We start from the raw sequence: 11,927 nt of genomic DNA on the forward strand, positions 1-11,927 counted from the left end.
GTGGTTACCGGAACTATTATTCTTCTGGCAACCCGTTTAGATATTCCTCTTTTTCATATCGTTCTAAAACACGTTTGTATAATGCAATCAATTGAAGAAATTCAGTTCTATTCATCACTGGTGTAATATCTTTGACTCTTTTAATAGCCTCTCTCACCTCTGGAATTGAGACTTGATCTTTCATTCGCCGTCCTCCTTGTATGCTCTCTTACTATTCCATAGAAACGATGACATGTTTAGCTCAATAAAATTACCAATACTCCACTTCCCGCCGAACAACAGAAAACTAATGGGTAGTAACCCCCATATAATATTTAAAAAGTATTAAATCCCTTCTAAGCGGAACTATCCAATCTTCAAGTCCTCAGACTTAACAAACATGCCGTTGATCATTTTCCCGTCTCGACCTTGTATCTCACCATATGCGTGCATCACGCACTCATACAGGCTCATATCGTTCTGCAAAGCTAGATTGAGTAATGTTATGACCGAATCGCCTATCGCATCTCTGAGGGCGTCTTTATCGTCTCTGACAACAGCTGGTAAGTTCTAGCCATCAATCACGTTTTTTTCTTTTTGAAGGTTTCTTCTTGACCTTACGAGGCGATACCCAATTACTCTTACAACTTTTTCCGAAACATTACATTTTTTTGTCACTTTTTTTCAGATAGGATATTTTGTTGTATCATTCTTTTTCTTTCGAGCTATTCGATTCATTTTTATGAAATAGTGATACCGTTCATAGTTTCCTTGTTTTAATTCAAAGAATGCTTGCCTTTTGTAATCATTCATAAACTTTATGCCCCCTCCGGTTGCAAAAACCACTCTAATCTTGTAATTTGGTTGCAACGACACATAAATGTTGATATAGAGCCTTTTTCTATTTTTTACAACTTTGATACGAGAAATGGGCTTTTTTCACAACCGGACTCTTTTCACCCTGTTATTTTATTGTGCTATTGCAACATCAACTACTTCTTCAATCACTTCGAAAAGAACAATGTTTTTTTCACGCATAATGCTGTAATAAATACTCATGATTGAATCATCGCTCTTTTCATGATGCATTTCTTTTTGAAGCAAGCTGTAAAATTCTGTCTGAAATCCGATGTTATCTTGTGTCAAATCAATAACTTTTTTTGTTACTAAGCTAATGTTGTTCATATTCGTCATAGTCTCTATCTCAATCTCTAATAGCGAGAGTTTAATTTGCTTGTAGATATCAAGGACCATACACTCTTTTTTCTCCTGGGCAGGGAGATCGCTTGATTTAAGACTCTTGAAACTATCTGTCTCGCGATAAGTTTTAAAGTGACTTGTTACCATCGATAGAGCGATTCTTTTTTTAATATTTTCGATATCAATCATTTCTATTCCCCCAAATATATGTTTTATTGATTTATAAAGTGGCCATACAGTAATAACCACTATTTCTATTCACACTTGTTGCACTTCGGACACGGCATCCACTTAGCTATGGATGATTGTTCATCAACGACTACTTTCTCACCGTGGCACATTGGACAAAACTCTTTTGCTAATTCATCAGATAACTGAGCGGCATTTCCAACAACCATAATCAAATCTTGTTGTAATAATTCCGGATCTTTTACACCCTCATCAATTTGATTTTTGATATCCCCGACTAATGTTTCTAGGTTCGAAACCAAATTCTTTTTATTATCAACCATTGAAATCATGTGATACCTCCATTCTTAAAACCTTGGTTTACTACGTTTATCTTGAGTTTTTTTAGTAAATTTAATAATGTGTCCATCAACACCTTTATAAATTCGACTAGTGATTTTGGGATTGTAGATTTCTTCCAATTGTTCGTTATTCAAATTAGTGGTGATTATCGTATGTTGGCGTGCGTTTAACACGCCGAAAATTACATTTTGGATATATTCTCCCGCTTCTCGGTTCTCGCGCTTAAACGACGATTCAGAGCCCAAATCATCCAACACCAATAAATCGACTTTCGAAAGCAAGTCAGTCATATTCAATTCGGTGTATTTGCTCTCGCGATTGCCAAAGCTTGCCTTAATCAATCGGAACATGTCATTCATTGAGATAAACAGGCAACTTACCATTTCTTTCGAATGCTGATTGACTGCCTGTAACATCGCCATAGCTAGATGTGATTTACCGACCCCAGGAACTCCTGTAAAAAGAGTATTGAAGCTAGGTATCATTTTCAGATCTTTTCTCGCCTTCTCACGTTCTTCGTCCGTTTTGTCTTCATCAGCAATAATTTTCAAGCATCTCTTTTCTGCTTCAAGATTTGTCATATAGGTTCCAGCAGATTTCCTGGCCATCAGCAAAGCTTGTTTCGATTCTTCACCTTCTGGGTCATAGTTACTGAAAGATGCATTCCATAAACTCGGATCACCTACGATCGAGTCTTTTTTCAACACTTCGATTGTTCGACGTTTCTGGTGTTCAGATAGAGCACTGTCTATTTCCTTTTGTTCTGATTCAGCCAGCTGTTCTTTTCGGCACTCAATGCAAAATGGTTCCATATCTCTCAACTGAACCAATAGGCAGCCATGTATTGAACAGGTTTCATCAGTCTCTTTTAATTCATCCAACAACGGAAAATCCATCTAAAACACCACCGGGCTATTGGAATTTGATTCCCTCTTAGGTTTCAATTGTTCGTTCAAATAACTATCAAACTTATTGCTGAACAACGTTTCTGGTCTAAGATAATTACTCATTTTAGGGTTATCTAGCCATTGGGATGTTTTGATATCAATAACCTTGATGAAATCATCATATCTTTGACCCTCGTTCCATCGTGCTTTTATCAAATCTTTCCACTTATTTGTGACCTTGAAGGACCTGTTAGCTTTTTTGTTTAGATACTTGATAATGTCCGAATAAGGGATCGAGTCGGGCTTGCTCGACATATGGTTTTTATTATTACTGTTACTTTTAATACTGTTAATATTAGAACTGTTAATATTAGTGGGTACACCACGTAACCGTACGTTTTGTACGTGTACATTCTCATCGGTTACAATTTGTTCCTGAACGAATTTTGGCAAAGTATAGATATTATTGCTGAAGCCATTATCTGTCCGTTCACGTGTTGCCAGAACATAATTGGAATCTCTTAGTTGCTTCATGTGTCTGTGGAACCGTCTTTCACTTATTCCTAAGTCGTGACACATTAGTTTTATGGATGGAAAAGCCGTATCTCCGGCTCCGCAATAAGAACATAAATATGCGTATATAGCCTTAGCCTCAACCGTTAAGCCACGATCTTTCATCACTAGCTTTGGAATCATCCCGTATCCTAATGAGAGTAAGTCCTCTTGTTTAAAATTATTTTTATCCATGCCTTTACCTGCTTACTTTCTATTTCATTTGTTGCATTACTTGCTGTTGTCATGGTAATATTTACGAAATACTAGCTTTATTTTTCTTCGCTTACTTCGTTGGCGGACGAAGTAGGCTCTTGTTTTATTTTCTTTTTCATATAAATTAACCTCTCTAATCTGGACAAATTACATTTAAAATGTTTTGGATTACATCTATTAACTCAGAAAGACTATCACCAATATCATCAAGCAATCCCGATTGGACTTGGTGATGTACTGCAAATTCGTCTCCTGAAGCTCTTGAATACTCTACATTTTCTAATAATCGATTGATAATTCGAATCTGATTAGAGACCGAAGTTAGCTCTGCAGCATGTTGGAGTAATTCAGCATCGCTAAGAGCACAACCGATGGTTGATCGTTCACCACAGTAAAAGCCAATAGAAAACATTTTATGCATAATGCTCCACCGTTCTTTCGGATATTTCTTAATTAAATAATCCGCTAGATCAAGCACATCTTCATGATATGGATCTTTATCTGCTAATCGTTCATCTTCTGCATAACCTAGACCGTAAGTTAAATAAGGTGTTTCCGTGTTACTCATTTTTCATACCTCCTTTTACTCTCTGTTCATATTCCCACTCGTCATACTGAATAAAAAGAATCAACGCGATCGCCACAAACAAACAAATTTTAAGTAGTGTTGGCAGCACTGTGGCCACGCCTCCAAACAAGATGGATGCTAAGACTAAATTTACTTTCTTATTCATCGATCTGTTCCTCTTCTAGTTCATCTAATTCGTTTTGGATCACTCGAAGCTCTTCGGCTTTCTTAACCAGGCAATCTAACTTATTTAAAGAGCCTTTCATTTCAGGATCAAGCACTAGAAATTGTTGACTAATGATTTTTCCGTCCTTCATATACGTATGAATCTTTTTATTATCAGAAAAGAACTGTGCGAAAATGATCTCATCATTTTCTCCGTGCATGATATAACCGGCATTTCCATTTGAGGTTTCCAATGCAGAGTTCCCGATAAAGCTTTCAATGGCCGGATAATTGTCTGTCACAACGTTATAGATAGGTGTTTCTTCTTGAAATGCTCTCAAAATAAAATCGATGTCTCCAATAAGTTTGTCCTGTTGCTCCCATAGCTCATCTTGTTTATTCATGATTTTTATTTCCTTTCTCTAATTCGATAATTTCTAACTGTTTTGGTGTCATTCTCATTTCATAATATTTAAAGTCTGATAGATCCAATTCTTTCACAAACTCAAGAGCATTCTCAAAATCCTTGTGTCGAATATTTACGTATTTGCGAACATGAAACTCCTTTTTTAGCTTATCCCACACTCTCCCTCGTATTTGGCCCATCTTGCTTAACAACAGATTTGAACTGACTCGCAGTTCAACACCATTGTTGGCTCTTTTAAAGTAACCCTTAGTGAGGATTGTAGCTTTCTTATACACTTCACTTTTAACCTCAAGTACTTCAGATTCATCTAAGAAAATTCGATCGTTCATTTTCTGAATGTCCTTTTTCAAATTGGTTTCGATTTCTTTTACTTCATTTCGTGTATTGTAAATTTCACCAATCATTTGCTGGATTGCTTTACTTTGTTCATCTTGGCGTTGCATTGTAAAACTAATAGCTTCTAATCCTTTGTCGATAGCTCCATTACTGCTAAGCTGTAAATTCTCAATCATCAATAATCTCTCCTTCTATAATTTTTCTATTTTTGTCAGGCAGGATTGCCTGCATCTCTTCTACCCACGCTTGAACCATATCTACTACACTGATTAGCTGATTTGTTGCATACGTATCTTGCAACTCATTAATTAGAGGTTTAAATCGTAAACTTGCCATTTCGGTATCAAAGAATCGATTAATGTTTATTATTCGGTCATTAAAATCGAATAAAGCTTTTACTTTCTTGTCAATGGACCGTTCTTGTTTTCGTAAAGTTTGAATATTCGCTTCCAATCGCTTGGCCTCTGCAGTATTTTTTTCAAGTAGATCGTGTTCAATTTTCAATAGCCTTAAATCACTTTGAATAGAAGATAATTGTTTTTTCAGGCTTTCATTTTCAGTTTTAGCGGCTTGATAATCTTCAGGTACCTTCTCCACTTCAATTTTTTTCTCGATGACTTCGGGACCGATAAGTTCCAACTCCTCGATTCGTTCTTCATGCTCCTTAAGCTGCTTGTCCTTCTTACTTAGCAGAGCGTCCTTTTTCTTGAGTTGCTTTTTTAATTCTTGCAATTCGCGAACTGTCATTTCATCTGGGGTTTTGGTTTCACCTTTAGTAGTGACATGTTCTTTGGTTCGTTCTTCTTCGGGAAGTGTGGCAATAGCATATAAATTTTGAAGTCCCAAATTCCGATTCGAGTCGTATTTTCCATCAAGCTCTTTTACGATTTTCATATATCTGTTCGCTAAATCATGATTCATATTCAGTTCATTTAACCAGTCACCAAAATCTCCGTGATTTAATTTATTGTTTTTTACATGTACTAATCTTCTGCCAATCTCCCAAATAAGATAATTTCCAGCTTCTTCAAAGGATTTAATTTGTGCCGTAATTATATTAATGTCATTTGATAATTCAATTTCATTCATTTTCATCAACTGGCCTCTTTCAAAATGTCATTAGGAGATACTTTCTTAGTCCTGTATTTGTTCTCATCTTTCCATCGTAGAAACCAAATGAATGTATGGACATGAATGAAAGTTGTCGAATGCCCCGGTCTAAGGATTCCATCTTTGAATTCGTCGATGCCTTCCATCTCTTTACAATATTCAACCAGTGTCGTCTTCGACATTCCATGAAACATTTCTAAGATCAAACCTTGTCGATACCAGTCATCTGGTTTTACATTTTTTTCTGCGGATTCGATTAGTTCTGCTAGTGTTGGCTTCTTCAATATCAACACCTCCTATACAGCTTGTTGACGATTGTTTCGGTTATAGATTTTTTCGCTGACAGAAAAATCAAGATTAAATTTATCTTTTATTCCCATCAGTTCAGTTGTTTCATCAAGTATTTCTTGCCGATCGATAAGCATTTCTGGCGTCATTTCTGCTTTCTTAACCATTTTCGGAAAGCCATGTAAATTAGATACTGCCTTGTTAGCAATCACATTCGCTTTGATGAAATCAATTCGTACAGGTTTCCGTAATGACTTTTTTAGATTTTGCATAGCTACTTTCTGATGTTCCTTATCCAACATGCGAAATACTTGGAAGCCTTCAAAACCTGTTGATTGGCGTAGTTCTTTGATGACTGATTTGATCCATTTTTTGAATGCTTTTGCCTCTTGTTTGCGAGACTTAAAAATCAATTCATAAATTCCAGTTTCTGCAATAATGGTAAATTCTTGTTTCCCTCCAAGGGTGTCGATAGTAGCTACCCCCTTTTCGTCAGAATCTAACTTTTTAATTGCGTCACGATTATTTCTAATAGCTAACGCATTAGTCACATCTTTCGCCACCGCCCACCATTCGCCATTAATGTTGACAAATCTGATTGTATGTCCGTTCCAAATTTCTGTTTTCATTTGATTACCTCCTATCTGATTTTGTAGAAGTCGATAATAGCCAAAAGGGTTTCGTGAGCTTTTTTACTTTGATTCTTCCCAGATAAGTAATCGTTTAAATCTTGTCTTGGCAAGTTAAAATAAGTTGCTACACTGATCAACGATATACCCTTCGATTCAAAATAATCACGAATTTTTTGTCTACTTACTGCTGTATCCGGCATACTAGTCTCCCCCTTTCTAAAATGATTTGTAAGTTAATAGAACAGAAAAGTATAAATAACCATTGACTTAATTGACCCGTTCGTATACTATGAAGGTACAGAAAATAAGCCACAACAATGCCTTTTAATTTTGCTTTCGGTCGATAAACTTATGCAAAGAAGGTGTGTTTTTGGTTTGTTGTATATCAAATTAACTTACAAGAGGAGTATAACCCTATCGGAAACTTTTTTCAAGTAAAAAAGTATCTTTTAGTAAACTTTCTTTTGTAATAACAAGGAGAATGCCTTTATGACAGTGTTTGAGAGAATACAAACTTTGGCAAAAAAACAAGGAAAAAGCGTAAAGCAGCTATCAAGAGAAATTGGATTTGGAGAAAGTACTATTTACAAATGGAAAACTCAATCTCCAAAAATGGAGTATCTTGATAAAGTCGCTGAAAAATTGAACACTACCACAGATTATCTGCTCGGTAAAACTGATAACCCTAGTATGAAGGAGTCATTCTTAGATAGTGATGAAAGTGATTTACTAGCAGCCTTCCGTCTTGAGAGTGAAGATATGTCAGAAGAACAGAAAAAGAAATTCAACAATTCTCTAAAAGGCATGATGAAGGTAGCTCGCGGATTACTGGATGATGATTCTAAATGGAAGGAATAATCGTGGTGACAGCTTATGACCAAATTCGAATACCAGCATGTCTTTTCAGATGAATATAATGAGTACCTAGAAAAAGCAAACCAACTACTTTTTGACATATCAATGCAATTTAACAAATCTGTTGATAAGCTTCGTTACGATGATATAATCAATTATTTTCGAATCAATTTTAATGTACACTTCGCTTTTTTTGAAGCAGATCCAACAGAATTATATGGTGACGAAGGATGGCCGAAAACTCAGCCTGATTCTTCTTGGATTAAATATAAAGATACGATTCAAAGTGCTGACTTCTGCTTTTTAGATTCAGAAATTGTAGATCGAATTTCAGGTGTCACTATTCCTGAAGGTAACCGTACTCTTATCTTAATTAATCAGGATCGTGTTTATCCCAGAATCATTTTTACAATTTTGCATGAACTATGTCATTTTTATTTTCACATAAGAGATAAAGATAAGAAACGAGCCTTCATTTCTCTAACTAATGATCAAATTGAAGGTCAATACTCAGATGAACTAATTCCTTTTGAAAACGAAGCAAATATTATTGGATCAATTCTTTTCTGCCCTGAAGAACGTCTTGAATACATGCTGGCCAAAAAATATACTTTTAAAGACATGTGCCGAAATACCGGTATGAGTGAGCCTGCTATGCATAACCGACTACTAAATTATTTTGATCATATATTAAAACTACCTTACTACCTAGCGTTAAATTATGTCTGGAAATTTAGAAAAGATGATTCATATACTCGAAATCTTATTGCACATAAAGTTAAGCTTTCACAACACGAAAGAAAAAATCAAGAGAAAACAATAAAACTTTTACAGATGCAAAGAGCTTATGTTGATAAACTTCAAGGTAAGCCCTTCTGGGATAGCATCCTTAAAGAAATGAATTATTTAAAAGATCCAATTTATGACTACAGTAACTTTCCTAAAAGATACCAAGATAAAGATTAACAGTCCTAAAATAAATAAAAAAAACACGATCCCACTCCGGCAAGAGTATGATCGTGATCAAATAAAGGACAGCAAAATAATTTGATTATTACATCATAGGAGTGAAATTATGGAGCAAATGGAACAATTATTTTTGACAGAAGAATTTTCTAATGCAATTGATAACTCTATTAAGGATATCCCGACACTTGATTCATCAATTGATTACTGGTTAGTTAGAGCTCAATCAGGGAAATTCTATACGGACTTCAACATCAATAACTATGTAGGGATTGGTTGGAATGAAATATCATTAGCTGATATAGAATCAACAAACAACTCATCAGAAATGTTAAAGCCAATACTTAAAATGAAATTGAACCCACAAACTTTAACTGATTCTCAGAATACAGATGAGGCACCAGTAGACGCAGAAACAAAGGAAACTCCACAAAATGACAAAACTGAAAGCCAGATTGGAACTTGGGCCGGTCAATTGCTCCGGTTTGTTAATAATTTAAAGAAAAATGACGTTGTAGTTGTTCCATCTGAGAAATCAGAGTTTTTTTTAGTGGGAAGAATTACGGGAGATATTTATGAATTAACAGATGACGATCTAAACAAACAGGAATTGTCAAAAAACTATAAAAAATCAGATTTCAAGAAACGTTGGCCAGTTGATTGGTGGGGATATTTCAGAAGGAATGATGCAGACAGCGCATTATATAAAATGATTTATTCACATGCCACATTAACTAATATCAATGACTATAAACCATATATTAATCGTGCTATGTTTCCATATTACATTGAGGATAATAAATTTCACCTGACCCTTCAAGTTACTCAACCACAAGATATTGATAGTATTTATTTAGGACAGTTGATTTATCAATATTCTCAAATGTCTACAACCATTTACCCAGAAGACAGAGTCGATGCTAAAGTAAATATTCAGTCCGAAGGTATTTTTGAAATAATCACACCTTTAGTAAAACACGGATTAACAATATTTGCCGTACTATCAGTAGTACTTGCCTTACCTTATGGAGGAAAGCTAAAGTTTTTTGGTCAATCCTTAGATATTCCTGGTATCATATCAGGGCATCGTAAATCTAAAGAAAAGAAACTTAAGGCAGACGAAAAACAGCTTGAAATCATTAGGCAAGCGATGAACTTGGCTAGAGAACTAAAAGTACCCATTTCTCAATTAGGAGTAAAGTTACCCAAGGATCTCATCAAGATACTGGATGAGCAACTCGAAGAAGAGTTTAGCAATCAATCTGAGAATTCGGAAATTGAAGATAACTCTATCGAGGAATAAAAACTAGTATGCCTCAAATTTGACATTATGCTTGAAAATAGCTGCTATCAGAATAGCTACTAAAATACCTATGTAATCATTAACTCCAACTTTTTCAAAAAGAAGCAAAGTAGGGAACAAAGCAACAAGAAAAATTGTAATTGCAACACTAAAATTTGTAATTCTTTTTCTCATAACGACCACCTACTATCTTTCTTTTTTTTATAAATATTGAATACTTTTATTTAAATTCATTTTAGCATAAATTTCAATACTTTTTTTCTAAAATGCTTAGACAAAAAACACATCCCACCCCGGCAAGAGTATGATCGTGCAAAAATAAAGCGCCTATAGGCATAGGCTTCTTTAGTTGTGCCTATTATACCAAATGATAGGAGAAAATGACAATGTGGGTAGAACCATTGAAAGATGGGCGTTTCAAGTTTATTGAACGCTACAAAGACCCGTATACTGAAAAGACTCGGAAAAAATCAGTGGTACTAAATAGCCAATCAAAACAAGCATGGAATAAAGCGCTAAGTATCCTGAATGATAAAATAGAAAATGAACTGGCTAAAAAGAAAATCGAGAAAGTCCCCTTCCAGCAAGTTTATACTGAATGGGAAAATAATTATTTTAAATCTTTGAGACCTAACTCAAAGAACACGTATGTAGCCATTCGAAAAATTATTTTCAAGAATATAAACGAAGACATTCTGATTTCAAATATTGATACAAGATTGTTGCAAAACTTCTTTGCCTCTCTCGACTATTCTCAGACTTATATCGCCCATATCAAGTCGAATCTTAACTTAGTATTCAAATATGCGATTAAACTCGGCTACGTTGATAAAAACCCTGTTGAAAACGTAGAGATTATCCCTAAAGCGAAAACCCTAGAAGATATAGAACGTATTGAGGATAAGTACCTTGAAAAAAATGAAGTAAAATTGATCCTAGATCAACTTTATAAAAGTCGGTCAACCTTTCGTGTCGGTCGATTAGCTGAATTTATGTATTTAACAGGAGTTCGCTTTGGCGAAGCAGTCGCATTAAGAGAAGGAAATTTTGACTTGGATAATAATATCGTTCACATTAGAGGTACAATCGACTACAGCAAAGGTTACAAACAAAAAGCGATAGGACCAACTAAGACCCAGAAATCGAATAGAGATGTCCAATTGACTCGGCGAACGGTTGATCTCGTAAAACGTACTTTTGAAGAAAATAAACTAGATTTGGTATCCGAATCTGATTTTAGTAATGATGGGTTCGTTTTTGTGACCCGATCAGGTACGCCGATGCAAAATAGTTCATTCAATCGTTCTTTTGCTGCTGCAGGTAAAAAAAGTGGGATCCACAAACGGTTAACATCTCATATTCTTAGACATACCCATGTATCGCTACTCGCCGAACAAAATACACCTCTGAAGGCTATTATGGATCGAGTAGGTCACGAAGATGCCGACGTCACAAATAAAATCTATACGCACATCACCGACAAAATGAAGACTGATTTAATCAGCCAACTAGAAGAGAATGGTTTATAATCATTCTTTTTCTTTTTGCCCCTTTTTTGCCCCTTTTGACCTTAGCACAAAACAAAAACCTGCTAGAGCCTTACAGCCCCAACAGGTTTGATGACGATACTATTTTACAGCATCTTTTAATTGTTTACCCGCTTTAAATGCAGGTGATTTGCTTGCTGCGATCGTGATTTCTTCGCCTGTTTGAGGGTTACGACCTTTACGAGCTGCACGTTCGCGTACTTCAAAGTTACCAAATCCAATGACTTGAACTTTTTCGCCATCTTTTAATGATGTTTGAATCCCATCAAACAAAGCGTCTACAGCTGCTGTTGCGTCTTTTTTTGTCAATCCTGTCTTCTCTGCTACTTGTTCAACTAAACTTTGTTTATTGATCATAATGTATA

20 protein-coding genes and 1 pseudogene are annotated in these 11,927 nt (G+C 35.3%); 4 read left to right on the forward strand and 17 right to left on the reverse strand.

Features of this window, described 5'->3' with window-relative positions; genetic code table 11:
* Positions 1 to 16 precede the first annotated feature (16 nt).
* From RV13_RS20935 to RV13_RS01930, 15 genes and pseudogenes are all read right to left on the reverse strand, one after another.
* On the reverse strand, positions 17 to 184 hold the full coding sequence (locus RV13_RS20935; RefSeq protein WP_016178315.1) for a hypothetical protein: 168 nt from the start codon (positions 182 to 184) through the stop codon (positions 17 to 19).
* Between the two features lie 161 nt (positions 185 to 345).
* Positions 346 to 540: pseudogene (locus RV13_RS21250) on the reverse strand (nucleoside triphosphate pyrophosphohydrolase family protein); the annotation flags it as partial.
* 123 nt (positions 541 to 663) lie between these two features.
* Positions 664 to 792 carry a hypothetical protein gene (locus RV13_RS21495; protein WP_255212362.1) on the reverse strand — a complete coding sequence of 43 codons (129 nt, stop codon included), beginning with the start codon at positions 790 to 792 and terminating at the stop codon, positions 664 to 666.
* Positions 793 to 948: 156 nt separating this feature from the next.
* The gene (locus RV13_RS01880; protein ID WP_060789315.1) at positions 949 to 1,368 is read right to left on the reverse strand and encodes a hypothetical protein; all 420 of its coding nucleotides are present in this window, start codon (positions 1,366 to 1,368) and stop codon (positions 949 to 951) included.
* A 65-nt stretch (positions 1,369 to 1,433) separates the two neighbouring features.
* Entirely contained in the window at positions 1,434 to 1,700 is a 267-nt protein-coding gene (locus RV13_RS01885; protein WP_060789314.1) for a hypothetical protein, read from the reverse strand.
* A 15-nt stretch (positions 1,701 to 1,715) separates the two neighbouring features.
* Positions 1,716 to 2,606: an ATP-binding protein gene (locus RV13_RS01890; protein WP_060789313.1), complete on the reverse strand. Its 891-nt coding sequence runs from the start codon at positions 2,604 to 2,606 to the stop codon at positions 1,716 to 1,718.
* Positions 2,607 to 3,344: a conserved phage C-terminal domain-containing protein gene (locus RV13_RS01895; protein ID WP_060789312.1), complete on the reverse strand. Its 738-nt coding sequence runs from the start codon at positions 3,342 to 3,344 to the stop codon at positions 2,607 to 2,609.
* 154 nt (positions 3,345 to 3,498) lie between these two features.
* The gene (locus RV13_RS20660) at positions 3,499 to 3,933 is read right to left on the reverse strand and encodes a hypothetical protein (RefSeq protein ID WP_060789311.1); all 435 of its coding nucleotides are present in this window, start codon (positions 3,931 to 3,933) and stop codon (positions 3,499 to 3,501) included.
* Positions 3,926 to 4,099 (reverse strand): hypothetical protein, encoded by a 174-nt coding sequence (locus RV13_RS20940; protein WP_169794376.1) that lies wholly within the window; start codon positions 4,097 to 4,099, stop codon positions 3,926 to 3,928. Before RV13_RS20940 ends, RV13_RS20660 begins: the two co-directional genes overlap by 8 nt.
* Positions 4,092 to 4,502 (reverse strand): hypothetical protein, encoded by a 411-nt coding sequence (locus RV13_RS01905; protein ID WP_060789310.1) that lies wholly within the window; start codon positions 4,500 to 4,502, stop codon positions 4,092 to 4,094. The genes RV13_RS20940 and RV13_RS01905 overlap by 8 nt, the downstream gene beginning before the upstream one ends.
* On the reverse strand, positions 4,495 to 5,037 hold the full coding sequence (locus RV13_RS01910) for an ORF6C domain-containing protein (RefSeq protein ID WP_060789309.1): 543 nt from the start codon (positions 5,035 to 5,037) through the stop codon (positions 4,495 to 4,497). The genes RV13_RS01905 and RV13_RS01910 overlap by 8 nt, the downstream gene beginning before the upstream one ends.
* Positions 5,030 to 5,956, reverse strand: a complete 927-nt coding sequence (locus tag RV13_RS01915) for a DUF3102 domain-containing protein (protein WP_070509087.1) — start codon at positions 5,954 to 5,956, stop codon at positions 5,030 to 5,032. The genes RV13_RS01910 and RV13_RS01915 overlap by 8 nt, the downstream gene beginning before the upstream one ends.
* On the reverse strand, positions 5,956 to 6,255 hold the full coding sequence (locus RV13_RS01920) for a hypothetical protein (RefSeq protein ID WP_060789308.1): 300 nt from the start codon (positions 6,253 to 6,255) through the stop codon (positions 5,956 to 5,958). The genes RV13_RS01915 and RV13_RS01920 overlap by 1 nt, the downstream gene beginning before the upstream one ends.
* 12 nt (positions 6,256 to 6,267) lie before the next feature.
* Positions 6,268 to 6,888, reverse strand: a complete 621-nt coding sequence (locus RV13_RS01925; RefSeq protein WP_060789307.1) for a BRO-N domain-containing protein — start codon at positions 6,886 to 6,888, stop codon at positions 6,268 to 6,270.
* 11 nt (positions 6,889 to 6,899) lie between these two features.
* Complete coding sequence (locus RV13_RS01930) at positions 6,900 to 7,091, reverse strand: hypothetical protein (protein WP_060789306.1); 192 nt, start codon at positions 7,089 to 7,091, stop codon at positions 6,900 to 6,902.
* Positions 7,092 to 7,407: 316 nt separating this feature from the next.
* Between RV13_RS01930 and RV13_RS01935 the strand changes: the two genes are divergently transcribed.
* The 3 genes from RV13_RS01935 to RV13_RS01945 all read left to right on the forward strand — a co-directional run bounded on the left by RV13_RS01935 (position 7,408) and on the right by RV13_RS01945 (position 10,015).
* Positions 7,408 to 7,749, forward strand: coding sequence for a helix-turn-helix domain-containing protein (locus tag RV13_RS01935; protein ID WP_249024452.1), 342 nt, complete (start codon positions 7,408 to 7,410; stop codon positions 7,747 to 7,749).
* Between the two features lie 15 nt (positions 7,750 to 7,764).
* Entirely contained in the window at positions 7,765 to 8,712 is a 948-nt protein-coding gene (locus RV13_RS01940; protein WP_060789304.1) for an ImmA/IrrE family metallo-endopeptidase, read from the forward strand.
* A 109-nt stretch (positions 8,713 to 8,821) separates the two neighbouring features.
* Positions 8,822 to 10,015 carry a hypothetical protein gene (locus tag RV13_RS01945; RefSeq protein WP_010743621.1) on the forward strand — a complete coding sequence of 398 codons (1,194 nt, stop codon included), beginning with the start codon at positions 8,822 to 8,824 and terminating at the stop codon, positions 10,013 to 10,015.
* A gap of 3 nt (positions 10,016 to 10,018) precedes the next feature.
* Here the strand turns inward: RV13_RS01945 and RV13_RS20945 are convergent, their stop codons facing one another.
* Positions 10,019 to 10,189, reverse strand: a complete 171-nt coding sequence (locus RV13_RS20945; protein ID WP_010743622.1) for a hypothetical protein — start codon at positions 10,187 to 10,189, stop codon at positions 10,019 to 10,021.
* A gap of 212 nt (positions 10,190 to 10,401) precedes the next feature.
* On the opposite strand from RV13_RS20945, the gene RV13_RS01950 reads away from it, so the two are divergent.
* Positions 10,402 to 11,544: a tyrosine-type recombinase/integrase gene (locus RV13_RS01950; protein WP_010743623.1), complete on the forward strand. Its 1,143-nt coding sequence runs from the start codon at positions 10,402 to 10,404 to the stop codon at positions 11,542 to 11,544.
* A 99-nt stretch (positions 11,545 to 11,643) separates the two neighbouring features.
* On the opposite strand, the gene RV13_RS01955 is transcribed toward RV13_RS01950, so the two are convergent.
* A complete protein-coding gene (locus RV13_RS01955) occupies positions 11,644 to 11,919 on the reverse strand; it encodes an HU family DNA-binding protein (protein WP_010743624.1) in 276 nt (91 codons plus the stop codon).
* Positions 11,920 to 11,927: the final 8 nt, after the last annotated feature.

It is taken from the genome of Enterococcus raffinosus, assembly GCF_001886185.1.
Taxonomy (GTDB): Bacteria; Bacillota; Bacilli; order Lactobacillales; family Enterococcaceae; genus Enterococcus_A; species Enterococcus_A raffinosus.